The organism is Asticcacaulis excentricus CB 48, assembly GCF_000175215.2.
Classification (GTDB): Bacteria; Pseudomonadota; Alphaproteobacteria; order Caulobacterales; family Caulobacteraceae; genus Asticcacaulis; species Asticcacaulis excentricus.
In genome coordinates, this window is sequence record NC_014817.1 from 732,901 (window position 1) to 757,603 (window position 24,703).

A 24,703-nucleotide genomic window follows, 5' to 3' on the forward strand; every position below is an offset into this window, starting at 1 on the left:
AGCTCGTCTCCCTGTATCGTTTTGCCGATGACAGGGGATTGACGTACCGTAAGTCAAGCCAATTGAACCAGTTTCGTAATTAAATATGAAATATCAGAGCCTTGCTACGATCAACTTACCTTCGCTCACCGCCAGAATACGGACCTTTTCGGATAAGCCAATCGGCGCATCCTTGCGTTCGCTCTGGGCCAACCATTCGACGCCATCGAAGATGACGCGGCCATTGACGCGCTGACCTTCTAGGTCATCGAAGGCACCAATCACCGTGGCCTCCTGCCCGATCAGACGATGATGCGGGTCGTTGATGTCGGCCCCTTCCGCGACGGGTGATTTCAGAAACCGCCGCGACAGAAGCGTCATGATCAGCGTCAGGACGCAAAAAATGACGATCTGCACCAGCAGGTTCGCCGGAGCCCCGGTCAGGGTGATCACGGCGACGATCACAGCCACGGCGGCGGGCCACAACAACCATTGGGTGCCGAGGACAATTTCAATCGCCAGTAGCGACCCACCAATAATCAACCACGCCCAGAAGAGTTGCTGCCCCTGCGGTTCCGCCAGCAAAAATTCCAGCATAATGTCCTCCCATTATTTGCCCCTGTTGGCCGGAGCCTGATCCGTAACCGTCTTCAACAACTCCGCCACACCGGCGACGGACCCCGACAAAGACGCCAGATCGGCGGGCAGAATCAGGGTCTTGGTGTTGGCTGAATTGGCGAAACCGGCAAAGGCCTCGACGTATTTTTGCGCCACGAAGTAATTGATGGCCTTGGTATCGCCAGATGCGATGGCGTCCGACACCATCTGGGTCGCCTTGGCTTCGGCCTCGGCGGCGCGTTCGCGCGCTTCGGCGTCGCGGAAGGCGGCTTCCTTGCGCCCTTCGGCCTCAAGCACGGCGGCCTGTTTGGCCCCTTCAGCGCGGGCAATGGCGGCCTGACGTTCACCGTCGGCTTCGATGATCAGGGCGCGGCGCTCGCGCTCGGCCTTCATCTGACGCGCCATGGCATCAGTGATGTCGTGCGGCGGGCGCAGGTCCTTGATCTCGATGCGCGTCACCTTGATGCCCCAGGGCGAAGTGGCGTGGTCGATAACGGTCAGGAGGCGCGTATTGATCGAGTCGCGCTGCGACAGCACTTCGTCCAGTTCCATCGAACCGACCACGGTCCGCAGGTTGGTCATGGCCAGCTGCGTGATGGCATTGTTGAGATTATCGACGCGATAGGCGGCCGCGGCGGCATCCATCACCTGCGTGAAGACGATCCCGTCCACCTTGACGATGGCATTGTCCTTGGTGATCACGTCCTGCTGCGGCACGTCGAACACCTGCTCCATCATATTGACCTTCTTACCAACCACTTCGATGAACGGCGTCAGGAAGGAAATACCGGGCTTGAGCGTGCGGGTATAACGGCCAAAGCGTTCGACCGTAAATTCGCGGCCCTGCGGTACGATCTTGATGACCGAAAACAGGATGAAAAAGGTCACGACGATCAGAACGCCGGCAAAGATACTGAACATGAAGACTCCCATCAGTGGTTATGTGCACAGTGTAGCGCAACCGGGAGGAATAGCTACGAAAACCGCAAGTTACGCCGCCGATTTTACAGCGCAGAAAAGGGGTAAGATTTAACCGCGCAAACCGCGCGAACGGATTACTACGTCCTTCAGATCGTCCTCGATCAACAGACGCAACGCTTCCTCATAGGCCACAAACCGCGCCTCATCGGCATCGTCCGCCGCCACCGGCTCGCCCGCCGTCCATTCGGCCAGATAGTCGATCAGCACGAGATGAAAGCCCTGCGGATGGGCCTCGCTGCCCGGTTCGATTATCTCATAGACGTCGATCAGCGGCCCCAGTCGCGCCTCAACCCCGGTCTCTTCGCGCAGCTCACGCAAAGCCGTATCTCTAAGCGGCTCGAAGCGCTCGACCTTGCCACCGGGGATCGACCACTGGCCTTTGCGCGGTTCGCGTCCGCGACGAATTAGCAGAACTTCATCGTCGCGCCAGCAAACAACGCCTACTGCCGGGACCGGACGCTCGATTTGGGCTTGCACTTGGCGATTCTCCCGCTAAACCGCCGTCATGTATAACACGCCTGTTTGCAGGGATACGCCGCATGTCCGACGCCGCCAGTGATTTCGCCCAATGCCCACCCGTCGCGCCCGAAGTGATCGCTGAGATCAAGGCCGTGGTCGGTGACGCCGGCTGGTCCGATGACGACCTGCGCGTGACGGCCAAGCTGACCGAATGGCGCGGCAAGTGGAAGGGCCACACGCCGCTGCTGGTCCTGCCGAAGACCACCGAAGAATTGTCGCAGGTCGTCAAAATCTGCAACGCGCACGGCGTGGCCATCACGCCGCAGGGCGGCAATACGGGCCTCGTCGGCGGTCAAATTCCGTTTGGCGAAATCCTTGTCTCGCTGGAACGTATGCGCGCCATCCGCGACGTCGCCCCCACCGATGACACCATGGTGCTGGAAGCCGGGATCACGCTCCTTGAGGCGCAGGAGATCGCCGAAAAGGCCAATCGCTTCTTCCCCCTGTCGCTGGCGGCTGAGGGCACGGCCACCGTCGGCGGGGTGATCAGCACCAATGCTGGGGGCACAGCGGTGCTCCGTTACGGTGTGACGCGCGATCTGGTCTCCGGTCTTGAGGTCGTCCTGCCCAATGGGGAGATTTTCAATGGTCTCAAGCGCCTGCGCAAGGACAATACCGGCTACGACCTCAAGCAGATGTTCATTGGCGCCGAAGGCACGCTGGGCATCATCACCGCCGCTTCGCTTAAGCTGTTCCCGGTGATGAATTCACGCTGCGTGGCGATTGTCGGCTTTGAGACGGCGCAAAAGGCCATCGACCTCCTGGGTCGTGCCAAGCAGGAAACCGGCGGTCAGGTCGAAGCCTTTGAACTGATGGGTCGTTATGGCCTGTCGCTGGTGCTGAAAAACATCCCCGACACGCGCGAACCGCTGGAAGGGGAATACCCCTGGTATGCCCTGATCGAGGTCGCTTCCGGCGATCCCGACGGTGCGGAAGGTTCGATGGAGCGGCTTCTGACGGCCGCGTTCGAAGAAGACCTGATCGTTGATGCGGCTATTGCCCAGAACGAAACGCAGGCTGCCGCCTTCTGGCGTCTGCGCGAAGAACACTCCGCCGCCGAAAAGGTCGAGGGCGCGGCGTGGAAGCATGATGTCTCTGTGCCCTTGTCACAGATGGCCGACTATATCGAAAAGGGCGCGGCGGCGGTCGAAGCCTTCCTGCCCGGCGCGCGTCTGGTCACCTTTGGCCACGTCGGCGACGGCAATGTCCACTTCAACGTTATCGTCCCCGAAGGCATGGATGCCGCCGAATTCAACGCCCTGCGCGATCAGGGGGCCAAGGTGGTGCACGATCTGGTGCATCAGTATGAAGGCTCGATCTCGGCCGAACACGGTCTGGGGCGCATGAAGACGCAAGAGGCGCTACAGTACAAGGACCCCACAGCGGTCGCAGCCATGCGGGCGATCCGTCTCGCTTTAGACCCGAAACGGATAATGAACCCGCACGTTCTGTTCTAAGGCGGAAACAAATCCGACTCAGCCGACCTTTGTCGGGTCCAGAGCCGCCTTAGCCTCTTCGTTGCGTGCCTGAATGCGGTGTTTGGCCATGCGCGTCACAGCCGTTATAAGTTCGGGAATGACGAACGGTTTGGGCAAAAGCTCATCTGCACCGGCATCCTTGGCGGCCGCCAGCACGTGCATGGCGCCGATCTTGTCATTGATACCTTCGGACATTGCAAGGGTGCGGATGTGGGGGTAGTCCTTGCGTAACTGCATGATGCCCTCGACCCCGCCCATGCCGGGGATGAGCACTGCGGTTATCACCGCATCGACCAGCCCCAGATTGTGGTCAAACAGCACGTCTTCCATCGTGTTGGCGACACTGACCTTATAGCCTACCTGTTGCAGGGTCATGCCGATAAAGGTGCGCAGTTGCACGTCCGGATCCACAACCAGCACATGGAAGTCCGTCTGCCGCGCCCGATGAAACTTGAGCGTCTCGGCCAGCAATATTTTCAGTTCAGTCGGATCGACGGGCTTAGGCAGCATGAAATCCGCGCCGGCCTGCAAGGCCTGCTCGCGAACCTTTTGGGTCGCGCCCGCCCCTTTCCAGACAAACGACATCAGGGCAATCGGCGTATCCTGCATCAGGCTTTTGAGGCTGCCGACCTTTTTCAGCATATCCACGCCATCGACATAGCCGTCCATCACCAGCAGTTGAAAGCGGTTATGCTGTAGTGTGCGTGTCGCCATGACCTCATTGAAACACAGCACAGACGTCCAGTTCTGCCGGCTCAGTTGACGCGCCATCTCACGCGCCTGATCCCGGTCGGAATCGAGCACAAGCACGCTGCCGTAAGTTGCGGAAGGCCCTCTTTCCGCGTTCATCTTTGCCCCTTAGCTCACAGTGAGGTACGCAACGCTTAAAATAAACACAGAACAAGGTTCGGAATTTGCAGTTAAATTCCTTAAAAATTTAAAAATATAACATTTTACCTAATGAAGGCCGCCGCAAAACTCGCCAAAAACGCGTATTTTTATTTTATCCTTATCAAATCTTTATTTGAGAAATACCCAAAGGGACAATCCCCGAAGGTTCCATCGATATGACCACCGCAGAACTGAGCCCGCCGTTGCCCGCAACCCTCTTTGCAGCGCAGGGATTCGCCGTTAAACAGGCGGCATGATCCTGCTGCTGTCCCCTGCCAAATCCTTAGACGAAACGCCGGTTTCGCCGCCCCTACCCGCAAGCGAGCCGCGCTTTACCGGTGAGACGCAAAGCCTGCTCAAGGTGATGAAGGGTAAAAAGCCCGCTGACCTTCAGCGGTTGATGGATATTTCGGCCAAGCTGGGGGAACTGAACCATCAGCGCTACAAAGCGTTTGCCGATCAGCCCGCCCTGCCCGCCGCCCTGATGTTCGATGGCGACGTCTATACGGGTCTAAAGGCGCGTGAACTGGATGCCGAGGGGCTGGCCTTTGCGCAGGACCATGTGCGCATCCTGTCGGGGCTCTATGGACTGCTGCGCCCGCTCGACCTGATCCGGCCCTACAGGCTGGAAATGGGCACCGGTCTGGAAACGACCAAGGGCAGCACCCTCTATGCCTTCTGGGGCGACCGCATCGCCAAAGAAATCGACGCGGATGCCAAAGCCACGGGCAGCGACACGGTGCTCAATCTGGCCAGTCAAGAATATGCTCGTGCCGCCCTGACCAAGGCCTTGAAGCTAAAGGTCATTGAGGTGAAGTTCCTGGAGATCAAGGGCGATAAGACCTCGATGATTTCCTTCTTTGCCAAGAAGGCGCGCGGCCTGATGGCGCGCTACGTCATCGACCACCGCATCACCGATCCGCAAGCGGCCAGGGCCTTCGACTCCGAGGGCTATCGTTTTGTGCCGGAACAGTCGTCAGAGACGGTGTGGACCTTTTCGCGTAAGCACGCCGACGTCTAACCTACAAACCCCGCGGCGCGTTTCAGGCGGTCATTGATCGCCTCACCCAGACCATCCGACGGGATCGGCGCGACGCAGATACGGGCGGGCTTATGGGCATCGGCTTCGCGCAGATAAGCGAACAGGTTGGCGGCGGCCTCCGACAGGCGGCCCATCGGGCTGAGGTTGAGGATTATCCCCGCGAAATCCACCGCCTTATCCACCGGTCCGAAGGCCAGATACACACAGTCGGCGGGCGGATTTTCCACATTAATATTCACAGGCGCGTCTGGCGCATAATGCAGGCTGAGACGGCCCGGTGAGCGGTGCCCTTCGGTGGCATCATCGGCCAGCGGCCCGACCACGGCCTCGACCTCGGCCCGCGTCACGGCACCGGGGCGCAGGTAACGCACCTCCCCCAGCAGGCTGACGACCGAGGATTCCAGCCCGACCTGACAATCACCGCCATCGACCGACGCCCCGACAAAGCCCCCGGTTTCGCTGAGCGCATCAGCAAAGCGCGTCGGGCTGGGGCGGCCAGAGCGGTTGGCCGAAGGGGCCACCACACCGCCTGCAAAGCCTTCGAGAATGGCGCGCGCCAGCGGATGCGACGGCACGCGGATCGCCACGCTGTCGAGCCCGGCGCGCGCCAGATCACAGACCTTTTGCGTGTCGCGCACCGGCACCACCAGCGTCAGCGGCCCCGGCCAGAAGGCCTGAGCCAGATCCCGCGCGCGATCGTCAAACACGCCAATGGCTTCGGCCGCCTCCAGCGACGCCACATGCACGATCAGCGGATTAAACCTGGGCCGGCCCTTGGCTTCGAACACCTTCGCTACTGCCGTGGGATCATCGGCACGCGCCCCCAGCCCATAGACCGTCTCGGTCGGCAGGTGGATCAGTTCGCCGCGTCCCAGCGCGGCAATGGCATCAGCAACAGTTGACATAACTACATTTCTCCCCCCGTGCCGCAGGCATGGGGAGGTGGCGGCGAGCGCAGCGAGGCCGACGGAGGGGGGATGACCGATAGCCAGCCAAGGCCCGAAACCCTTGAAACAGAAGGTCTATCCCCCTCCACCCTCTGCGCTGCGCTTGAGGGTCCCCCTCCCCATCGCTACGCGACGGGGCGGAGAAAAGGATGGCGCGCCATATCACACCATGGCGCGCGCGTAAGCCCTATTTCGTCGTGGCGGTAACCTTGAGATCGAGCGACACGGCATTGGGCACGGCATCCGTGGCCGTCCATTCGCCGGACCCCACCCCATAGTCGAGGCGGTTCAGCTTGGCCGTAGCGGTCATCACCGCCTGCTTACCGTTGATTTTCAGCGTAAACGGCAGGTCGAAGGGTTTGGTCTGACCGTGCAGGGTCAGGCGGCCCTTGGCCAGATACTTATCCGGCCCCGTCTGGCTGAAGGTCGTCGCCTTGAAGGTCGCCTTGGAGGTGGCGGCCGTGTTGAAGAAGCTGTCGCTTTTCAGCGTGTCGTCACGGGTCTGGTCGCCGCTATTGACCGAAGCCAGATCAATCACCACAGTCGCCTTCGACTGATCAAGACGTTGCGGATCGAAGGTGATATCCGCCGTATAGCTGCCGAAACCGCCCTTGATGGCTTCACCGTTAAAGGTGGTGGCAAAGCGGATATAGGAGGCCGCCTTGCTGACCGTCCATACGGGCACGGCTGTGGACGCCTCTGTGGAAGACGAGGCCGAGTCTGTGGATGAGGCCGCTTCGCTGGCCACGGCTTCGGGTTCGGCTGAGGCCACCGTTTCCACCACCTCAGGCGCGGCGACGGGGGCCGGTTCAGGCACACTGGCCCCGCGCATCATAAAAGTGGCCAGCACAAACGCGCCTACCACCGCTACCGCCGGCACCAGCCAGCGCAGGTTCAGCGCGCTTTGCAGGAGGGTCGGTTTGGGCTCCAGCCCCGGCAACATACGCGTCACCGTATCGTCCTTGTGGATGAAATGGTGCATAAGCGCCGCGCCGACGTGCAGCGGGACCAGAACGTAGAAGATCAGCTTGGCAAACAGGCCGTGCAGCGCCTCAAACACTTCATGCGTGTCGTGGCCTAGCGGCAGGTGCGGAATCGGCACGACGCCGAACCACAGGGTCGGCACCGGCACCTTGGCCGTTGACACCAGCGCCCAGCCGCTCAGGGGCAGGCCGATCATCAGCACATAGAAGCCGATATGCACGGCCTTCGCCGCCGCCATCTGCCATTTGGGCCCCTCGATCTCCGGCGGGGCCTTATAGGCCACACGCAGGCCGATCCGCACAAAGGTCAGCAAGAGGATCAGGAAGCCCACGGACTTGTGCATCTGATAGCGCGAGAACAGGCCCCCGTCCTTGTCCTCCAGCGTCCAGCCCAGAAAGACCATGTAGAAGATCAGGGCGGCCATGGCCCAGTGCAGATAGCGCGAGGCGCGGTGATAGGTGGCGGGCGTCATGGGACGACTCCTCAAATGTGCGTTGCTTAACACTATGCCGATGCGGCGTGCAAAATCAACGGCTATATGTAACTATCAAAATTACATATCAAGCCCTGCCCTGTTTTCATGCGGCTTTTGTCTTATGCCGTAAGGGAAGTTCACGGAACTGTGAATTTCCCTGCCGCCACGTCATGCGTCATCAGGAAATCAGTAGAATAAAAGCTGAGGAAATCCCATGACCTACCGTGCCCCGCTCGCGGATCTCAAGTTCAGCCTGACGGCGGTAACGGGCATTGAGCGCCTGTACCAGAGTTCTGCCTATCCTGATTTCGACGGCGATCTGCTCGACGCGATTCTCGACGCCGCCGGGCAGTTGTCCGAAGAGGTGCTGGCGCCGCTCAACCGCGTCGGCGATACGCATGGCGCCAAGCTCGAAAATGATAAGGTCACGGTTGCGCCCGGCTTTGCGGAGGCCGTGTCCGCCTTTGCCGAAGGTGGCTGGGCCGGTCTGGGGGCTCCGGCCGAACATGGCGGGCAGGCCATGCCCAAGGCGCTGGAAATGGCAGCCTATGAGATGTTCCACGCCGCCAATATGGCCTTTGCTCTCTATCCCACCCTGTCGCAGGCGGCCATCGAGGCTTTGCACCACCATGGCACCGAGCGTCAGAAGGCGCTCTATCTGCCGTATCTGACCAGTGGCGAATGGTCGGGCACCATGAACCTGACCGAGCCGCAGGCCGGGTCCGATCTGGCGCTTCTCACCAGTCAGGCCGTACCGGACGGCGATGCCTACCGCCTGACCGGGCAGAAGATCTACATCACCTGGGGCGATCACGAAACTCGCGACAATATCCTGCATCTGGTGCTGGCGCGACTTCCCGGCGCACCTGAAGGAACGCGCGGTATCTCCCTGTTTTTGTGTCCGAAATACCTCGTCAACGAAGACGGTTCACTGGGCGAACGCAATGCTCTGCGCGCTGTTGGGTTGGAACACAAACTGGGCATCCATGCCTCGCCCACCTGCGTCATGGCCTTTGAAGGCGCGAAGGCCGAACTGGTCGGGCAGCCGCATCAGGGGCTGATGGCCATGTTCACCATGATGAACGCCGCGCGTCTGGCCGTTGGTGTGCAGGGCGTGGGCATTGCCGAACGCGCTTACCAACTGGCGCTGGCCTATGCGCGCGACCGCCGTCAGGGCAATTCGGTCCTGACCGGCGAAAAGAAAGCCCCGATCTTCGATCACCCCGATGTGCGCCTGATGCTGGCCGTTTCGAAGGCGAAGATCGAAGCGGCGCGCGGCATCTGCCTGCTGACGGCCATTGCCGCCGACGATTATCGCCTGAACGCCGACGCCCGCGTGAAGCGCCGTGAGGACTTTCTTGTCCCCGTCGCCAAGGCGTGGGCGACCGATATCGGCGTCGAAGTCGCCTCGGCCGGGGTGCAGGTGCACGGTGGCATGGGCTTTATCGAAGAGACCGGCGCGGCCCAGCATTACCGCGACGCGCGCATTGCGCCCATCTATGAAGGCACCAATGGCATTCAGGCCGGCGACCTTGTGGGGCGCAAGCTGGGCGACGATGCGGCCTCGGCGCTGGAGCTGAAAGCGGATATCCAATCCTATATTCAAACCAATAATTTAAGCGACGATCTTAAGGCGTCCGTTGCACAGCTTGACACCGCCCTGACGGCGTTTGAGGCCGCCAGTCTGTGGCTTGTGGCACAGAAGAAGGCCTGCCCGGCGGACGTTCAGGCCGGGGCCACCGCCTATCTGAAACTGACCGGCGATGTGGTCGGCGGCTATGTCCTGTTGCGCGGCGCGCTTGAAGCGACAGCGCGTCTCAAAGCCAATGACGGCGATCCGGCGTGGTTGAAGGCCAAGGTCGAACTGTGGAAGCTCTATGCGGCGCACATCCTGTCGCACGCGCAGGCCCTGCACACCGCCATCACCGACGGAGCGTCATCGCTGGAGGCCCTGTCCGAGGGCCTCTAAGGCTTGCTTTTGGTCTGCCCCACAGCCGCCGCACCGGCGGCCTCTCTGGGGGAGAGCTTTTTCGGCGCAACCACCACCGGCGGCGGCGCGGCTGATGAGGTCACGCCGACCTTGACGCCGGGGGCCTGACCGCGCGCAACGAACAACTGCTCGATGGTCTGGCGCACAAAGACCGCATGGGTGACAAGGCCCAGTTCAAGACGCTGGGCATTGACCTCGACCTGCTTGGTCAGGATGCCGGAAACCAGAGTCGCCTTGGGCGCATCAGCCCCCGGTGCGCGCTCGGTATGTTCGGTCATGAACACAGGTCCGCCGGAATTGCCCGGAATAGCCGTCAGATCGATCAGAAAGGTCGGAAAGCTCGATACCGGCCCCACCGGATAGGAGGCCAGCCGCCCGGCGCGCAGGATGGGAAAACCGATGGTATTGGCCGAATAACCGTGCGGATAGCCGAGCGTCATCATCTCGTCGCCGGGCGAAACGTGCCACTGATCGAACGAGCGTTCGTCGGCCAGCCAGCTCAAAGGAATGGCCTTGTCCTTGTAGGAGGGCGGCACCTGAACGGCGATGACGGCAATGTCCTGCTTGGGGTTTTGCGTCCACAGAGGCCCGGCGTCGGTGCGGATGGGGATGCGGGTGGGGCTATATTGCCAGGTGCCGTTGGCGGCCTTGACGCGCCAGCCGATACGCACCTCGTTCTGCGGCATACGCTCAAAGACGTGGGCAGCAGTGACCAGCACCACTTCGGGGGCGGCCCCTTCGCGCGGAACGGACACAAGGAAACCCGTGCCGACCATGCGCTTCTGATCATTGACCGGCTGGTCAATCTGAACGGTGGCTTCGATCAGGTCGAGGGTCAGGTCAGCATCCATATCCTATGTCTTACCCCCCAAATGGGCCAAAACCATGCCCAAAACACCGCCACAAATAAACAAGGCGTAAGTTGACGTCCGGCGGTGGATCGTATCAAGCTCTTACCCATTCATCCTTGCGTCCCGAACGCAATTTGTCAAAGGTGCTCCCATGAAAAACCCGCCGGTTCGTGGCCTCAATCGCCGAAATTTCCTGAATTATAGCGCCGGTGCCACCGTCGCCCTGAGTGCCGGTGCGCTGGGTGCCCCTTCCTCCGTCTTCGCCGCAGAGAGTCTGATGTCCAAAACCCCCGCCCCCAAGCCCCTGAAGAAGCCGCACACGATCGAGCAACTGGGCTTCAAGCGCACCGACGACTATTTCTGGATGAAGGACGACAACTGGCAGGCCGTGCTGCGTGATCCCGCCGCCATCAAGGCCGACGTCAAGGCGCAACTGATCGAGGAGAACGCTTACACCAAGGCCCTGCTGAAGCCGACCGAGGCGCTTCAGACGACCATTTTCGAAGAGATCAAGGGCCGCATCAAGGAAGACGATTCGTCGGTGCCCGCTCCGGACGGCGCGTGGGAATATTATGTGCGCTACAATATCGGCGGTCAGCACCCGATCAATGCCCGCAAGCCGCGCAGCAAGGACAAGATCAGCAGCGAAACCGTGCCCTTCGCCAAAATCCCGGCCGATGAGCAGATCCTTCTGGACGAAGACGCCGCCGCCAAGGGCCACGAATATTACGCCACGGCCACCACGACCCACAGCCCCGATCACAAGCTCTACGCCTGGGCCGAGGACACGCAAGGCTCTGAGGTCTATAAAATTTACGTCAAAGACCTCGCCACGGGGCAATTGCTGGGTAAGCCGGTCGAAAGCGCCACGGGTGATTTCGTCTTCACGCCGGATTCGCAACATATCTTTTGGACCTTCCGCGACGATAATGGTCGCCCGTCCAAGCTGTACCGCCGCCCGGCCAAGGGTGGGGAGGACGTGCTGGTCTATGAGGAAACCGATCCGGGTTTCTTTATGGGGGTTGGCCTGACCTCGGATGAGCAATTTATCCTGATCAGCATTAACGACCACGAAACCTCAGAGGCACGCCTGATACCGGCCAAAACGCCGACCGCCGCCCCTGTGGTGGTCGAAGCGCGTCACACCGGCGTGCAATACAGCGTCGATCACTGGGATGATCGCTTTGTTATCCTGACCAATGCTGACGGCGCAGTCGATTTCCAGATCATGACCTCAACCGCTGCCGTCCCGCCGCGCTCAACATGGAAGCCGTGGATCGCCCACCGTCCGGGCATCTATGTCACCGGTTTTGGCCTGTTCAAGGGCCACATGGTGCGTACCGAGCGCGAAAACGCCAATTCGCGCATCGTCATCACCAAAAAGGCCGACCTCAGCGAGCACGAAATCGCGGTCAAGGAAGAGGCCTATGCGCTGGGCCTCGGCGGGTCGATGGAATACGACACAACGGTGATGCGCTACACATATACCTCACCGACCACCCCGGCCCAGACCTATGATTACGACATGGCGACCAAGGAACGGGTGTTGCGCAAGACGCAGGTCGTGCCGTCGGGCCACAACCCCGCCGACTATGTCGCCAAACGTCTCTATGCCAAGGCGTCGGACGGGGTCGAGGTGCCGGTGACGGTGCTGATGAAAAAGGACACCAGGCTGGACGGTTCGGCGCCGTTGCTGCTCTATGGCTACGGCTCCTACGGCATTTCGATGGAGCCCACCTTCTCGGTTTCGACCCTCAGCCTCGTCAATCGCGGATTTATCTACGCCATTGCGCACATCCGCGGCGGCACGGAAAAGGGCTATAACTGGTTCCTGGACGGCCGGAAGTTCAAGAAAAAGAACACCTTTACCGACTTTATTGCCGCGGCGGAGCATCTGATCGCCAACGGCTACGGTTCCAAAGGCCGCATCGTGGCGCAAGGCGGCTCAGCCGGCGGTATGCTGATGGGGGCGATTGCCAATCTGCGTCCCGACCTGTGGGGCGGGGTGATCGGTCAGGTGCCGTTCGTCGATGTGCTCAACACCATGAGCGACACTTCCCTGCCGCTGACGCCGCCGGAATGGCCGGAATGGGGTAACCCGTTGGAAGACAAGGCGGCATACGAATACATCGCCTCCTATTCGCCCTATGACAATGTGACGGCCAAGGCCTATCCGCCGGTTCTGGCCACGGGTGGCCTGTCCGACCCGCGCGTCACCTATTGGGAGCCGATGAAGTGGGCCTCCAAGCTGCGGGAATATACCACATCGGGTTCGCCCATCCTGCTCAAGATCAATATGGAAGCCGGGCACGGCGGGGCTTCGGGGCGTTTTGACCGCCTGAAGGAAACCGCGCTCAACTACGCCTTCGCCATCTGGGCGCTGGACAAGGGCTGGACCAAGCCTGCGTAAACCTGCTCTCCTCCCTGCGGCTTTGCCGTGGGGAGGTGGCATTTGAGCGACAGCGAAAATGACGGAGGGGGATACCTCCGAAGGCGTTGCAGACTCAGTCCCTGAACCAGATATTTCGTCAGATATCGCGTTTGAGGAAAGGCCTGAGTCATCCCCCTCCGTCAGTCCGCTTCGCGTCCTGACACCTCCCCATGCCTTCGGCACAGGGAGGAAAAACCGACTGTTCTGTTAGAGCTTCCCATGCCCGAAATCCGTAAGGTTCAGGTCACCGACTTCGCTGCCATAGCCGACATCTATAAGGACGGGGTGCTGAACGGCACCGGCACATTCGATACCGAGCCGCCGGGCGAAGACGCCATGCGGGCGCGCTGGCTGGAATTGCAGAGCATGAACCTGCCCTATCTGGTGGCCACCGAAGGTGGCAGCGTCATCGGCTATGCCTATGCCTCGCCGTTTCGGGCGCGCATCGCCTATCGCTATGGCGTCGAGGACAGCATCTATGTCCACCCGGCGCACAAGGGCAAGGGCGTAGGCAAGGCGCTGCTGGAGGCTCTGATTGCGGCCTCGACCGAAGCCGGTTTCTACGCCATGTACGCCGTGATCGGTGATGCCGAAAACACCGGTTCGATCCGCCTGCACGAACAGGCAGGCTTTGAACACACGGGGAAGCTGCCGAAGGCCGGCTATAAGTTCGATCGCTGGCTGGACGTGATTTTCATGAGCAAACCCCTGCGCCCCACCGATGGTCCGGCGCAAGGCTTGGGCTGGGCGGGCAAAGATTGAATTATAAACCGTTGATGTCAGACAGGGGTTGAGGTCAGCTTCTTCGCTGATAGCTGGCCTGTAAATGCGATAAGGTCTGCGCCATAAGCGGGCTCGATTGAGAGCAGAACGGCTTGGCCAGCCTCCACCAAAGCGACCTTCTTGTCGAGAAACTCGGCGTAAGCGTCCTGATACACCTGGGCCGCAGCAGGGTGAGGGCTCGGAAAAAGACGCTCCAACAACTCTTTGTCTGGACGTACCTTTTGGATGAGTTCGAAGTGGGTCACAATGTTACCTTGTCGAAAATTATCCATTTGCAGAGCTTCGAGGCCCGTCAGAACAATCTCCCACGGTTCGCCATTGTAGCGAACCAGCGTCAGCCGCGCCTTCTCACCCAATAGCTGAATGCCGACGAACTTCGCATCGTGAAAGCTGGGTATCTCACCTGACATTCAGTTCTCCGCGCTTCACGATCCTTGACAGTTAAACATCCGCAAAATCGTAAGCGTAAGGCACGCCCCGTGTTTTCTGGCGGCCTGAAAAGTTCGAAAATGCCGTGTTTTGAGACGCGGAGTATGAACTTCTATGGCTACGCCTATGCGTACGACTAGAAATAGTCAGTTTGTCGAGCTTGTGACAGGGGGCGGGATCGGGCGGGTGCGCCGGGACTGGCCTGAGGACTTCAAAGCGGAGATGGCGGCGCGTTCGATGGTGCCGGGGGTGAACGCGTCGGCGCTGGCCCGGGAGATCGGCATCTCACCGTCGCAGTTGTTTGGCTGGCGGCGATACTGCCGTGACCATGGGCTGGTTGAGACGGTTGGCGATGTGTCGGCGCGGCGAGCTGAAGAGAAGGGGTCGATCGAGATTGAGGTCAGCGGCGTGGTCGTGCGATGCACAGGGCCGGTTGAGGAACAGGCGCTGGTTCGGGTGATACGCGCGGTTCGTGCGGCATGATCCCGGCCGGCGTTAAGGTGTTGCTGTCAGCCCAGCCTATCGACTTCCGAAAAGGCATGGATGGTCTTCTGGGTCTGGTCCGTGATGCGGGTCACGATCCGTTCAACGGGACGGTCTATGTGTTCCGGTCTAAGCGGGCCGACCGGCTTCGGATGGTGTGGTTTGATGGCACCGGGGTTTGTCTGGTATCGAAGCGTCTTGAGACGGGAGGCTTCTGCTGGCCGAAGGTTGGGCAGGCGCGCATCCGCTTAAACCAGGCGCAGACACTGGCCTTAATCGACGGGCTCGACTGGAAGCGGGTTCGACCCGAAAAAGTGGCGCGTCCCCGTCTTGCGGGATAAGGAAATTTAGTCCGAAAATCTGAAAAAACCCATGCAGATAAGGGGTTTGCATGGTATAAAACGTTCATGTCGGACCCCTCGATTATCCTCCCGAAAGATCCAGCCGCGCTGATGGCGTTTGCTCTGGAAATGGCCCAAAAGGCCGCTCGGGTGGAAGCGCTTGAAGCCGAGGTCAGCGCCCTGAAAAGCCGGGAAGTCGCGTTGAATGAGCGCCTGGATCGGCTCAATGATATCCTCAAGATCTTCAATCGTGGTCGCTTCTCGCGCAAATCTGAGACCTTACAGGCGCCGCCTGCTGAGGATGACGAACAACTCGTGCTTCTGTTTGAAGAGGTCGCGACGGGCGTAGGCGCCCTTGAGGCTGAGATCCGCAAAGGACGACCGAAGTCCTCGTCGTCGCCGTCCCGACCCCGCAAGAGCCTGCCGGCGCACCTTGAGCGCATCGAGGTCGTCATTGAACCCGATGAGCCCGAAGAGCACGCGGGTAAGCAAAAGGTACGTATCGGTGAAGACCGGAGCGAGCGCCTCGACGTGGTACCTGTGACGTACCGGGTCATCGTGACCGTGCGCCCCCGTTACGCCTACAAGGACAAGTCCATCGATGGCGTCCTTCAGGCTAAGGCACCTAACCATATCGTTGAGGCGGGCCTGCCAACCGAGGCGCTGCTCGCCCATATCGCGGTCTCCAAATATGCCGATGGCCTGCCCCTCTATCGTCAGGAAGCGATCTTCGCCCGGCAAAACATCGAGGTAAGCCGGCAGGTGATGGCCAGCTGGATGGGCGCGGTGGGCTTCGAGTTGACCACCTTGCATGCCTATATGATGGCGCAACTCCTCAAGGGGGAGCGTTTGTTCGCCGATGAGACGGTTCTGCCGACCTTGTCTCCCGGAAACGGGAAGGTGTTACACAACTATCTCTGGGCCTATGTGAAAGACGACCGCCCCTTCGGCGGCGGGGATCCGCCGATTGTCGTCTACCAGTTCGAGGATGGGCGCTCAGGCGACCGCCCAAAGCGCCATCTCGCCGGCTTCAACGGCGTGCTCCAGGTGGATGGGTACGCGGCCTACAATCAGCTTGAAAAGGCCCCGGATGCCAATGCGGGCATCCAGCTCGCCGGGTGCTGGGCGCATGTCCGCAGAAAGTTTTACGACCTGCATGCCAACAACAGCTCGCCCGTAGCCACCCAGACGGTTGAGATCATGTCGACACTCTGGCACCACGAAGACAAGGTGCGTGGGCAGTCGCCTGAAGCGCGGGCTGCCTACCGCCTGAAGCATGGCAAGGCCATAGTCGAGGCGCTCTTCCAGCTCTGGGAAAAGACCTCGTCACAGATCTCTCAGAAATCATCCCTGGCAAAGGCGATCGACTATGCGCTGCGTCGTCGCAAGGTGCTGGAGCGGTTCCTTTATGACGGGCGTATCGAGCTGGATTCCAACATCGTCGAACGCGCCATCAGGCCTCAGACTATTACGAGGAAGAACAGCCTGTTTGCGGGCTCCGACGGCGGTGGCCGGACATGGGCTATCATCGCGTCGCTTATCCAGACAGCCAGGATGAACGGGGTCAATCCGCAGGCCTGGCTGACACAGACCCTTCAGCGCATCGCAGACGGCTGGACCGTCTCTCGTCTCGACGAGTTGATGCCATGGAATTTTAAGCCAGATCAAGCTGACGCCTGATCCACAAAACCCTCAGATCCGCAACATGGGAGCGTGTTTACGCTTACGCAAAATCTCGAAAGACACAAACAAAAAAATCCCCGCAGTTGCCTGCGGGGATTTGTCTTTTCAGACCGTACCGTTGATTAACGGTAGGACTGGAACTTTTCGACGGTCGCCGTCATGCGCGCGTTCAGCGGCTTGAAGGTGTCCTTGAACGAGGCCGACAGGGTCTCGGTCAGGGCGTTCATTTCCGACACGTAGGATTCCAGAGCCGACTTGGCGTAGGACGACTGAAGCTCGATCACTTCCTGCACCGACTTGGCCGAAGACAGGGTCTTGGCAGCCGTAACAGCCTCTTCCCAGCTCTTCTTGGTGTAGGCCGCGGCCTGCGCGCCGACCGTTTCCGCGCCCTTAGTGGCGGCGGTCAGGCTTTCGACGACGGCTTCGACATTGGCCTTCGACAGGGTATTAACTTCGTTCAGGGCGCCGAGCGTCTTTTCAACGCCGTCCTTGAAGGCTTGGTTGGACGCAACGGTCATTTTTTCGACGGTCGCCTTGTAGGTTTCGGTATCTACCATGACAGTCTCTCCACTCAGGGTTAGGCGGGGTGTCCGCAAACCGGGCTGAACACGACCTAAGAGGTGAAAGCGTCGCCCGTAATGACCCTGTGCATAACGCATATGCAGCATGGCGTCAATAAATATTGTGCAGCGCACAAAAACCTAACGCGATTGTGATGCGCTTTCCTCACCCTGCGGACGAATCCGGGCGCATTTTGGCCAAAAATACGCGCTTTTGTAAGACGCTGGTAAGGAAATCGGGCGTTCTGATTAAGGATGAATGAATTGAGGCTGACAGGCCTGCCTTTCCATGGTCTTATGTCACCTTCGCGTCCGGACTAAGGCCGGTTTCGTCCTTGGCCGGGGTTGCGCGGGCATCCAAAAGACCTCCCCCTTGCGGCGTTTTGTCGCCGTTCAGTCAGTAGCAGCGTAAAAGCGGGATATGCGAATGCGTCAAAAAATGTCTCACACGGCCCAGACACGACACACGGTCAGGGTCGCGGCGAAAGCGGTCAACCTCAGGGCCATGCTGGCGACGACCGCCGCGGCTCTGGCGCTGATCGGTGTGCTGGCCGTATCGCCCGCCCGCGCTCAGGACCCGGCCGACAGCGACCGCTACGCGGCTATTGTCGTTGATGCACAGTCCGGTGAGGTCTTTTACGCCATGCGCGCCGACTCACCGCGCTATCCCGCCTCGCTGACCAAGATCATGACGCTGTACATGGCGTTCGAGGAAATGGCGCAGGGCCGCCTCAAGCCCGATGACGTGATCACCCTGTCTGCCCACGCTGCGTCCATGCCGCCCACCAAGTCGGGCCTCAGGGCCGGCGACACCATCACGGTGGATATGGCCATGCGTCTGATCGCCGCCTATTCTGCCAATGACCTGGCGGCTGCCCTGGGTGAGCATATCGGCGGCTCAGAGCAGCGTTTCGCCGCCCTGATGACCGTCAAGGCGCAGGAACTGGGCATGACGCGCTCGAACTTCGTCAATGCGTCGGGCCTGCCCGATTCGCGTCAGGTGTCTTCGGCGCGCGACTTTGCGGTGCTGGCGCGCGCCGTCATGCGCGACTTTCCGCAATATTACGAATATTTCCACGTGCGGTCGGTGCAGTTCAACGGCCGCACCTATTCGAATCACAATCCGCTGCTGGCCTATCCGGGCGTTGACGGCATGAAGACGGGCTTTATCAATGCCGCCGGCTACAACCTCGTCGCCTCTCAGCGCAAGGGCAATCACCGCCTGATCGCCGTGATGCTCGGTGGATCGAACAAGGCGCAGCGCCGTGAGCACGTCACCAGCCTGATGAACACCGGCTTTGATGTCTTCGCCCGCCGCGACAAGGGTGAGCAGATCGTTGTGGCGCAAAATGAATTCCGCAGCGCCATGGCCCCCAAATATCAGGTGGTGGGTGACTCCAACGCCCTGATGGCCGCCCTTGACGCGCAGGACGACGAAGACGGCACCCCGGTGCAGCGCCTGTCCGGCACCGCCAAGGCCCCCGCCGTGGTGGCCGCGCTCAGCAAGGCCGAAAAGGCCGCAGAGGACAAGGCTGTGGCCAAAAAGACCTCGACCACCGCCGCCGCGAAAAAGAAGAAAAAAGACCCGGACGCCATCTGGGCGGTGCAGGTCGGGGCCTTTAAGCAGAAGTCGCTAGCCGCCGACTGGGCCAAGGACATCAAAAAGCGCTTCCCGAGCCTCAAAGGGTTTGAAACCGACGTGTCGGAAAACGACGCCGGCCGCTATCGCACGCGCTTTATTGACATGACCAAGGCCGAGGCGCAAAAGGCCTGCAAGGCCATCGAAGCCAAGCGTCTCGATTGCATGGTGGTGAAGTCGTAAAGACGCAGGGGCCGCAGGCCCCTGCACCCCCTAACGGGAAGCCCTATGAATAAGGTCAGATTTTGCCGTCTCTTTGCCTTGCTTATCATAAGCATACCAGTAATTGCGCACGCGCAAACCAATGCTCTTATCCGTGATAAATCTCTCGATTTAACGGGCTATTATGTACCGACCGCCCCCGTTCAGTATGGGAGGTATGAACTTTATCATATCAGTTTCGGAACGCCCAAAGACCTGACGACCTACGAACGCAAAGGCCAGACGATCAAAACATGGGCACCGTTCATGATGGTGTTCAGCGACCTGAAAAGTCCTGAGAAGATGGGGGAATTGGGGCTATACAGAGAAAACATGCCCCGCGTTTTCTGCAAATCCTATCAAATCACGCTCAAAAAGATCGCATGCGAAGGCTACGACCCTCAACTGGGTCGCGTTCACTTCGTGGGGAAAATTGATCCGGTTTTTGTCCGTCAGCTATCAAACGAAAACGCGCGCCCTGAAGCGTCCGATAGAGCTGTACTCAGCGGTACTCTGAGCGTGGGCAAGTACGCACCCCGCAAGATAGCGATGTCCTATTTCGTGGGCGACTAACGGGGTGCAGGGGCCCGTGGCCCCTGCACTTTTCTATCTCTTCTTCAACAACGTATCGCGCGCGGCATTAAGCTTCGCCGCAAGCGCATCCGATCCGCCCTGATCCGGGTGTGCCGCCTTCATCCGCTGCTTCCATGCCTTAACGATGGCGCGGCGATCCGCCCCGACCTCCAGCCCAAGCGTGCGATAGGCCTCAATCTCGGCGCTGGTCCATGCGCCCGCCGGTCTGGGCTCAGGACGATACCGCGCCCCACCTGCCATAGCAAAGGCGATGGACACCAGAATACTGGCCAGAATGTATTGCCCCCGCGCCACGCAAATCACGCCCGCCATGGCCACAGCCACAGCCCCTACAGCGATCAGGGCGCGTTTCTGCCTGATCCACGGTCCGGGTTTGAGCTTCCCCAGACGCGACTGACGGCCAACCCAGACCAGCAGGGCAAAGGCGGCAGCGGCGGCAATGATCAGATACACAGGGCGTTGTCCCGGACGGGGGCAGAATTACTCCGCCGCTTCGAAATCGTCCTCGTCCGTTTCTAGCTGAGGCCCCAGTTCCGTCAACTGTTCCGACACCGCCGCCTCGTTTTCGAGATCAAGCGCCAGCATGACGGCACGGATTTCTGCACGGGCCGAGACGTGGGCCATGGACACGGCCACGGGCTTGATCTCCTCGCTGAGGTCAAGCACGGTCAGCCCGAACGGGAACAACTCGCGGTACAGCACGCGGTCGCGCAGGCCCGCCGCCACGCGGAAACCGATCCGCTTGCCCAGCGCCTGAAGCCGGTCGTCGATACGTTTGGCGTTACGCGCCTGATTGGTGGCGAGGCGGTTACGCAGCACGATCCAATCGATCGTCTTGCCGTCCCAGGTGGCGCGCACCTTGCGCGAATTCCACACGGTTTCGGCATAGATGGACGGGCGTTTGACGTCGAGCGTCACCGGATCGACCTGCCCCAGCAGGTCAAAGTCGATAAAGCTGTCGTTCATCGGTGTGATAATGACGTGCGCCACCGCATGGGCACGCCGCGACAGGAAGCTGTCGCCACCCGGCGTATCGATGATCACATAGTCGGCCACGTCGATCGCTTCGCTCAGCGCGCGGTCAAAGGCGGCCTTGGCCTCGGCGTCCGGCACCTTGACCAGTTCGGCGGGATATTTATGCAGAAACGGCTCGACCGCGTGCGGCAGGATCTTCTCATTGGCCGCTGCCCACTTTTTACGGTTCTCGAAAAAGTGCGCCAGCGAACGCTGCCGCAGGTCGAGGTCGATAATGGCGACGCGCTTGCCCTGATAAAGCAAGGCCGCCGCCACGTGCATGGCGACGGTGGACTTACCCGCCCCGCCCTTTTCGTTGCCAAAAACCAGAATACGCGCGTTCGACATGACCCTACTCCACAGCCCGAATCAGCACCTGATCCGGCCCCTTCATATTTGAGGGGCGTCACCCAAAGGTCAATAATCGGTTAACGATTTAACGTGGACAGAGCGGTGCACGGAGCCTAGCCATTTGCGGACACAGGGACTATATTGCCGTCATGACCACAGATAGCGATTACATCACCCGCACCGACCGTATCAAAATCCACGGACCCGAAGGCTTCGAAGGTATGCGCCGCGCCGGCAAGGTGGCCGCCGACTGCCTCGACATGCTGATCCCCTATGTGGTGCCGGGCGTGAAGACCTCCTATCTGGATGATCTGGCACGCGAATTTATCTTCGATCACGGCGCGCTGCCCGCCTGCGTCTTCTATCGCGGCTATATGCACACCGTGTGTATTTCGCCCAACCACGTCGTCTGTCACGGCATCCCCTCGGAAGCCAAGACGCTTAAAGACGGCGATATCGTCAATATTGACGTCACCGCCATCATCGACGGCTGGCATGGCGACACCTCACGCATGTATGAGGTCGGTAACGTCAATGCCAAGGCCCGGCGTCTGGTCGATGTGACCTACGAATCCCTGCATCTGGGTCTGGCGCAGATCAAGCCCGGCAACACCTTCGGCGACATTGCCCACGCCATTCAGAAATACGCCGAAGCCCAGCGGTGCAGCGTGGTGCGCGACTTCTGCGGTCACGGTCTGGGGCAGGTCTTCCACGACAACCCCAATGTTCTGCACTTTGGCCGCGCGGGCACCGGTCCCGTGCTGGAAGAAGGCATGTTCTTCACGGTCGAGCCGATGATCAATCTCGGCCGCCCGGAGGTGAAGGTGCTCAATGACGGCTGGACCGCCGTGACGCGCGACAAATCGCTGACCGCGCAGTGCGAACACAGCATCGGCGTGACCAAGGACGGGCTGGAAATCTTCACGGCCTCGGACAAGTTCCGCCCGCAGCCGGTGAGCTGAGATAGCGGACATGGCTGAGGGGGAGCCGCCGACAACCGAAACCACCCTGCCTGATCACGGCGGCCATCGCCAGCGGCTGCGCGACCGGGCACGCCGCGGGGGAACGTCGGTCCTGCCCGATTACGAGGTGCTGGAGCTCATTCTGTTTCGCTCCATCCCGCAACGCGACGTCAAGCCGCTGGCCAAGGCCCTGTTGAGCCGGTTCGGCAGCCTGTCCGCGGTGCTGTCGGCCCCGTTGGAGGACATGCTTCAGGTCTCCGCGCTCGACAACAAGGGCCGGTCGCTGAAGATGACGCCGGACATCGCGCTCGATCTGCAACTGATGTTCGAGGCGACGCGACGCCTGATGGCCGAGCCGCTGAAACGTTCAACGGTGATTTCAAGCTGGCAGGCGCTGCTGTCCTACCTGCGCGTGACGCTGGCCCACGAACCGCGCGAGCAGTTCCGCCTGCTGTTCCTCGATAAGAAAAACCAGCTCATTGCCGATGAGATCATGAACTACGGCACGGTCGATCACGCCCCGGCCTATCCGCGCGAAATCATGCGCCGGGCGCTGGAGTTGTCGGCCTCATCGGTGATTCTGGTGCACAATCACCCCTCCGGCGACCCCATGCCCTCGCAGGGCGACATCGACATGACCAAAGCCAATATCGCCGCCGGTAAGCCGCTGAAAATCGCGATCCACGACCACCTGATCGTCGGCCGCGAAGGCGTGCTGAGCATGAAACAGGTCGGCGCGATATAAACGTCTGGCCACGAAAAACACGAAAAAGCACGAAAAAGCGTTCCCAGACATCCCGACTGAGGCGCTTTGAAACAGGCAAAGCCACATTCATCCATGGGTCAGTTTGAGCCTCTGCCGTTCGTGCTTTTTCGTGTTTTTCGTGGCTAAACCTTCTTCCTCGCCCACTCCCACACACGCCAGCCCAGCAGGATGGCGATGATCGCCGCATAGACCAGCGGCATCGTCTTGTCGGCCTTGACCAGCAGGAAATAGTGCAGAGCCGCCAGCGGCACGATCACATAGATCAGCCGGTGCAGGTTGCGCCACACCACTCCGCCCAACCGTCGGATGGCCGCATTGAACGAGGTCAGCGCCAGCGGGATCAGCAGCACAAAGGCCACCATGCCAAAAGTGATATAGGGCCGCTTGAGGATATCCGACCAGATCTGCGCCCAGTCGAAATACTGATCAATCACCACATAGCTCAGCAGGTGCAGCGTCACATAGCCAAAGGCAAACAGGCCTATGGGCCGCCGCCAGCGGATCAGCCGCCCCTGCCGCAACAGACGCGCCAGTGGCGTCAGGGCCAACCCCAGCACCAGCAACCGCAGACCCCAGACCCCCAGTTGCCGCACCACCGTTTCGACCGGATTAACCCCCAGATCGTTCTGGACAAACCGCCACACCAGCCACAGCACCGGCATCAGGCAGAGGCCACAGATTAGGGCGATATCCAGCGTAAACCCGCGCTTCGCCTTCATCAGTAGTACTTTTTCAGGTCCATACCGGCATAAAGTTGCGCGACATTGTCGGCATAGCCGTTGAACATCAGGGTCGGGCGGCGTTTGAATTCGCCAATACGACGCTCAGATGCCTGTGACCAGCGCGGGTGATCGACCTGCGGGTTCACATTGGAATAAAAGCCGTATTCACGCGGCGCATAACGGTTCCATGAGGTCGGTGGCTCTCGCGTGGTGAACGAAATCCGCACGATGGACTTGATGGATTTAAACCCGTACTTCCACGGCACGACCAGCCGGATCGGGGCGCCATTCTGATTGGGCAGCAGGTCGCCATAGAGCCCAACGGCCAGCAGGGCCAGCGGGTTCATCGCCTCATCCATACGCAGGCCCTCAACATAGGGCCATTGCAGGATGCGGTCGGACACGCCACGCATTTCCTTGGGGCGAAGCGCGGTTTCGAAGGCCACATATTTAGCCTTCGAAAGCGGTTCGGCGCGTTTGATGACCTCCGCCAGCGGAATACCGATCCACGGAATCACCATCGACCAGCCTTCGACGCAGCGCAGACGGTAAATACGCTCCTCAAGCGCGCCCTTGAGCAGGGTGTCGATATCGACCGTCTGGGGTTTAGCGCAGTCGCCATCGAGCTTCACCGTCCACGGCCGCGTGGTCAGGGCCGAGGCGTATTTGACCGGTTCCAGCTTATCGGTGCCGAACTCATAAAAGTTGTTGTAGCCCGTGACGGCTTCGAGGTCGGTCGGCGTCTCATTGGTCCAGAAGGTGCGCTTGGCGCTCAGCTTGCCCGTCACCTGCGCCGCCTGTGTGGCCGTTCCGGCCAACCCCAGACCGAAGCCAATCCCCGCCGCCATGATCTCGCGCCGCCGGATATAGACATCCTTTGGGGTGACATCGTTTTCGGTCAGGTCGGGGGCGTGGCGGATCAGCATGGACAGTCTCCGTGGGTTACACAAACCTATACGCAGAAACCGGCCATTTGGTGACACCTCGGA

At 60.3% G+C, this 24,703-nt stretch carries 25 protein-coding genes; 12 read left to right on the plus strand and 13 right to left on the minus strand.

All coding sequences use genetic code 11. The annotated features are described in order from the left end of the window. Nucleotides 1–93 precede the first annotated feature (93 nt). From ASTEX_RS15075 to ASTEX_RS15085, 3 genes are all read right to left on the minus strand, one after another. Complete coding sequence (locus ASTEX_RS15075) at nt 94–576, minus strand: NfeD family protein (protein ID WP_013480496.1); 483 nt, start codon at nt 574–576, stop codon at nt 94–96. 12 nt (nt 577–588) lie between these two features. Then, complete coding sequence (locus ASTEX_RS15080; RefSeq protein ID WP_013480497.1) at nt 589–1,518, minus strand: SPFH domain-containing protein; 930 nt, start codon at nt 1,516–1,518, stop codon at nt 589–591. A 108-nt stretch (nt 1,519–1,626) separates the two neighbouring features. Further along, a complete protein-coding gene (locus ASTEX_RS15085; RefSeq protein ID WP_013480498.1) occupies nt 1,627–2,055 on the minus strand; it encodes an NUDIX hydrolase in 429 nt (142 codons plus the stop codon). 62 nt (nt 2,056–2,117) lie between these two features. Here ASTEX_RS15085 and ASTEX_RS15090 point away from each other — a divergent pair, with 62 nt between their 5' ends. Further along, nucleotides 2,118–3,554, plus strand: coding sequence for an FAD-binding oxidoreductase (locus ASTEX_RS15090; protein ID WP_013480499.1), 1,437 nt, complete (start codon nt 2,118–2,120; stop codon nt 3,552–3,554). A gap of 18 nt (nt 3,555–3,572) precedes the next feature. Here the strand turns inward: ASTEX_RS15090 and ASTEX_RS15095 are convergent, their stop codons facing one another. Then, nucleotides 3,573–4,424, minus strand: coding sequence for a response regulator (locus ASTEX_RS15095; protein WP_013480500.1), 852 nt, complete (start codon nt 4,422–4,424; stop codon nt 3,573–3,575). Between the two features lie 295 nt (nt 4,425–4,719). On the opposite strand from ASTEX_RS15095, the gene yaaA reads away from it, so the two are divergent. Further along, nucleotides 4,720–5,487 (plus strand): peroxide stress protein YaaA, encoded by a 768-nt coding sequence (yaaA, locus tag ASTEX_RS15100; RefSeq protein ID WP_013480501.1) that lies wholly within the window; start codon nt 4,720–4,722, stop codon nt 5,485–5,487. Here yaaA and ASTEX_RS15105 read toward each other — a convergent pair. Together ASTEX_RS15105 and ASTEX_RS15110 are read right to left on the minus strand one after the other, a co-directional pair. Next, entirely contained in the window at nt 5,484–6,413 is a 930-nt protein-coding gene (locus ASTEX_RS15105; RefSeq protein ID WP_013480502.1) for an L-threonylcarbamoyladenylate synthase, read from the minus strand. The two genes, yaaA and ASTEX_RS15105, sit on opposite strands and share 4 nt — an antisense overlap. 229 nt (nt 6,414–6,642) lie before the next feature. Next, nucleotides 6,643–7,911, minus strand: coding sequence for a YceI family protein (locus ASTEX_RS15110; RefSeq protein WP_013480503.1), 1,269 nt, complete (start codon nt 7,909–7,911; stop codon nt 6,643–6,645). Nucleotides 7,912–8,128: 217 nt separating this feature from the next. Here ASTEX_RS15110 and ASTEX_RS15115 point away from each other — a divergent pair, with 217 nt between their 5' ends. Further along, the gene (locus tag ASTEX_RS15115) at nt 8,129–9,883 is read left to right on the plus strand and encodes an acyl-CoA dehydrogenase family protein (RefSeq protein WP_013480504.1); all 1,755 of its coding nucleotides are present in this window, start codon (nt 8,129–8,131) and stop codon (nt 9,881–9,883) included. Here ASTEX_RS15115 and ASTEX_RS15120 read toward each other — a convergent pair. Further along, nucleotides 9,880–10,755, minus strand: coding sequence for a trypsin-like serine peptidase (locus tag ASTEX_RS15120; protein ID WP_013480505.1), 876 nt, complete (start codon nt 10,753–10,755; stop codon nt 9,880–9,882). The genes ASTEX_RS15115 and ASTEX_RS15120 overlap by 4 nt on opposite strands. Nucleotides 10,756–10,906: 151 nt before the next feature. Here ASTEX_RS15120 and ASTEX_RS15125 point away from each other — a divergent pair, with 151 nt between their 5' ends. Continuing rightward, nucleotides 10,907–13,165: a S9 family peptidase gene (locus ASTEX_RS15125; RefSeq protein ID WP_013480506.1), complete on the plus strand. Its 2,259-nt coding sequence runs from the start codon at nt 10,907–10,909 to the stop codon at nt 13,163–13,165. A 240-nt stretch (nt 13,166–13,405) separates the two neighbouring features. After that, on the plus strand, nt 13,406–13,948 hold the full coding sequence (locus tag ASTEX_RS15130) for a GNAT family N-acetyltransferase (protein WP_013480507.1): 543 nt from the start codon (nt 13,406–13,408) through the stop codon (nt 13,946–13,948). 17 nt (nt 13,949–13,965) lie between these two features. Here ASTEX_RS15130 and ASTEX_RS15135 read toward each other — a convergent pair whose 3' ends face one another. Then, a complete protein-coding gene (locus ASTEX_RS15135; protein ID WP_013480508.1) occupies nt 13,966–14,379 on the minus strand; it encodes a hypothetical protein in 414 nt (137 codons plus the stop codon). Nucleotides 14,380–14,524: 145 nt separating this feature from the next. Here ASTEX_RS15135 and ASTEX_RS15140 point away from each other — a divergent pair, with 145 nt between their 5' ends. From ASTEX_RS15140 to tnpC, 3 genes are all read left to right on the plus strand, one after another. After that, nucleotides 14,525–14,881, plus strand: coding sequence for a transposase (locus ASTEX_RS15140; protein WP_245532500.1), 357 nt, complete (start codon nt 14,525–14,527; stop codon nt 14,879–14,881). Continuing rightward, nucleotides 14,878–15,222 (plus strand): IS66 family insertion sequence element accessory protein TnpB, encoded by a 345-nt coding sequence (tnpB, locus tag ASTEX_RS15145; protein ID WP_013479681.1) that lies wholly within the window; start codon nt 14,878–14,880, stop codon nt 15,220–15,222. Before ASTEX_RS15140 ends, tnpB begins: the two co-directional genes overlap by 4 nt. 66 nt (nt 15,223–15,288) lie before the next feature. Further along, nucleotides 15,289–16,902, plus strand: a complete 1,614-nt coding sequence (gene tnpC / locus ASTEX_RS15150; RefSeq protein ID WP_013479680.1) for an IS66 family transposase — start codon at nt 15,289–15,291, stop codon at nt 16,900–16,902. Nucleotides 16,903–17,027: 125 nt separating this feature from the next. Here tnpC and ASTEX_RS15155 read toward each other — a convergent pair whose 3' ends face one another. After that, nucleotides 17,028–17,462, minus strand: coding sequence for a phasin family protein (locus tag ASTEX_RS15155; protein ID WP_013480509.1), 435 nt, complete (start codon nt 17,460–17,462; stop codon nt 17,028–17,030). A gap of 442 nt (nt 17,463–17,904) precedes the next feature. Here ASTEX_RS15155 and ASTEX_RS15160 point away from each other — a divergent pair, with 442 nt between their 5' ends. After that, entirely contained in the window at nt 17,905–19,287 is a 1,383-nt protein-coding gene (locus tag ASTEX_RS15160) for a D-alanyl-D-alanine carboxypeptidase (RefSeq protein WP_245532553.1), read from the plus strand. 45 nt (nt 19,288–19,332) lie between these two features. Continuing rightward, nucleotides 19,333–19,878: a hypothetical protein gene (locus tag ASTEX_RS15165; RefSeq protein ID WP_013480511.1), complete on the plus strand. Its 546-nt coding sequence runs from the start codon at nt 19,333–19,335 to the stop codon at nt 19,876–19,878. Nucleotides 19,879–19,911: 33 nt separating this feature from the next. Here ASTEX_RS15165 and ASTEX_RS15170 read toward each other — a convergent pair whose 3' ends face one another. Beyond that, nucleotides 19,912–20,352, minus strand: coding sequence for a J domain-containing protein (locus ASTEX_RS15170; RefSeq protein WP_013480512.1), 441 nt, complete (start codon nt 20,350–20,352; stop codon nt 19,912–19,914). Between the two features lie 27 nt (nt 20,353–20,379). Next, nucleotides 20,380–21,261 (minus strand): division plane positioning ATPase MipZ, encoded by an 882-nt coding sequence (locus ASTEX_RS15175; protein WP_013480513.1) that lies wholly within the window; start codon nt 21,259–21,261, stop codon nt 20,380–20,382. 152 nt (nt 21,262–21,413) lie between these two features. Between ASTEX_RS15175 and map the strand changes: the two genes are divergently transcribed. Both map and radC read left to right on the plus strand, forming a co-directional pair. Next, entirely contained in the window at nt 21,414–22,226 is an 813-nt protein-coding gene (gene map, locus ASTEX_RS15180; RefSeq protein WP_013480514.1) for a type I methionyl aminopeptidase, read from the plus strand. Between the two features lie 10 nt (nt 22,227–22,236). After that, nucleotides 22,237–22,971, plus strand: a complete 735-nt coding sequence (gene radC, locus ASTEX_RS15185; RefSeq protein ID WP_013480515.1) for a RadC family protein — start codon at nt 22,237–22,239, stop codon at nt 22,969–22,971. Nucleotides 22,972–23,114: 143 nt separating this feature from the next. On the opposite strand, the gene ASTEX_RS15190 is transcribed toward radC, so the two are convergent. After that, complete coding sequence (locus ASTEX_RS15190; RefSeq protein WP_013480516.1) at nt 23,115–23,711, minus strand: protein-methionine-sulfoxide reductase heme-binding subunit MsrQ; 597 nt, start codon at nt 23,709–23,711, stop codon at nt 23,115–23,117. Beyond that, the gene (gene msrP, locus ASTEX_RS15195; protein WP_013480517.1) at nt 23,711–24,640 is read right to left on the minus strand and encodes a protein-methionine-sulfoxide reductase catalytic subunit MsrP; all 930 of its coding nucleotides are present in this window, start codon (nt 24,638–24,640) and stop codon (nt 23,711–23,713) included. The genes ASTEX_RS15190 and msrP overlap by 1 nt, the downstream gene beginning before the upstream one ends. Nucleotides 24,641–24,703: the final 63 nt, after the last annotated feature.

Excerpts from the sequence above, each read along its gene's own strand:
- tnpC (WP_013479680.1), top strand. The coding sequence starts at position 15,289 with ATGTCGGACCCCTCGATTATCCTCCCGAAAGATCCAGCCGCGCTGATG.
- ASTEX_RS15155 (WP_013480509.1), bottom strand. The coding sequence starts at position 17,462 with ATGGTAGATACCGAAACCTACAAGGCGACCGTCGAAAAAATGACCGTT.
- ASTEX_RS15105 (WP_013480502.1), bottom strand. The coding sequence starts at position 6,413 with ATGTCAACTGTTGCTGATGCCATTGCCGCGCTGGGACGCGGCGAACTG.
- ASTEX_RS15190 (WP_013480516.1), bottom strand. The coding sequence starts at position 23,711 with ATGAAGGCGAAGCGCGGGTTTACGCTGGATATCGCCCTAATCTGTGGC.
- ASTEX_RS15120 (WP_013480505.1), bottom strand. The coding sequence starts at position 10,755 with ATGGATGCTGACCTGACCCTCGACCTGATCGAAGCCACCGTTCAGATT.
- ASTEX_RS15110 (WP_013480503.1), bottom strand. The coding sequence starts at position 7,911 with ATGACGCCCGCCACCTATCACCGCGCCTCGCGCTATCTGCACTGGGCC.
- ASTEX_RS15080 (WP_013480497.1), bottom strand. The coding sequence starts at position 1,518 with ATGTTCAGTATCTTTGCCGGCGTTCTGATCGTCGTGACCTTTTTCATC.
- msrP (WP_013480517.1), bottom strand. The coding sequence starts at position 24,640 with ATGCTGATCCGCCACGCCCCCGACCTGACCGAAAACGATGTCACCCCA.
- ASTEX_RS15125 (WP_013480506.1), top strand. The coding sequence starts at position 10,907 with ATGAAAAACCCGCCGGTTCGTGGCCTCAATCGCCGAAATTTCCTGAAT.
- ASTEX_RS15115 (WP_013480504.1), top strand. The coding sequence starts at position 8,129 with ATGACCTACCGTGCCCCGCTCGCGGATCTCAAGTTCAGCCTGACGGCG.
- ASTEX_RS15090 (WP_013480499.1), top strand. The coding sequence starts at position 2,118 with ATGTCCGACGCCGCCAGTGATTTCGCCCAATGCCCACCCGTCGCGCCC.
- ASTEX_RS15160 (WP_245532553.1), top strand. The coding sequence starts at position 17,905 with ATGTCTCACACGGCCCAGACACGACACACGGTCAGGGTCGCGGCGAAA.
- tnpB (WP_013479681.1), top strand. The coding sequence starts at position 14,878 with ATGATCCCGGCCGGCGTTAAGGTGTTGCTGTCAGCCCAGCCTATCGAC.
- yaaA (WP_013480501.1), top strand. The coding sequence starts at position 4,720 with ATGATCCTGCTGCTGTCCCCTGCCAAATCCTTAGACGAAACGCCGGTT.
- radC (WP_013480515.1), top strand. The coding sequence starts at position 22,237 with ATGGCTGAGGGGGAGCCGCCGACAACCGAAACCACCCTGCCTGATCAC.
- map (WP_013480514.1), top strand. The coding sequence starts at position 21,414 with ATGACCACAGATAGCGATTACATCACCCGCACCGACCGTATCAAAATC.
- ASTEX_RS15130 (WP_013480507.1), top strand. The coding sequence starts at position 13,406 with ATGCCCGAAATCCGTAAGGTTCAGGTCACCGACTTCGCTGCCATAGCC.
- ASTEX_RS15135 (WP_013480508.1), bottom strand. The coding sequence starts at position 14,379 with ATGTCAGGTGAGATACCCAGCTTTCACGATGCGAAGTTCGTCGGCATT.
- ASTEX_RS15095 (WP_013480500.1), bottom strand. The coding sequence starts at position 4,424 with ATGAACGCGGAAAGAGGGCCTTCCGCAACTTACGGCAGCGTGCTTGTG.
- ASTEX_RS15175 (WP_013480513.1), bottom strand. The coding sequence starts at position 21,261 with ATGTCGAACGCGCGTATTCTGGTTTTTGGCAACGAAAAGGGCGGGGCG.
- ASTEX_RS15140 (WP_245532500.1), top strand. The coding sequence starts at position 14,525 with ATGCGTACGACTAGAAATAGTCAGTTTGTCGAGCTTGTGACAGGGGGC.
- ASTEX_RS15075 (WP_013480496.1), bottom strand. The coding sequence starts at position 576 with ATGCTGGAATTTTTGCTGGCGGAACCGCAGGGGCAGCAACTCTTCTGG.
- ASTEX_RS15165 (WP_013480511.1), top strand. The coding sequence starts at position 19,333 with ATGAATAAGGTCAGATTTTGCCGTCTCTTTGCCTTGCTTATCATAAGC.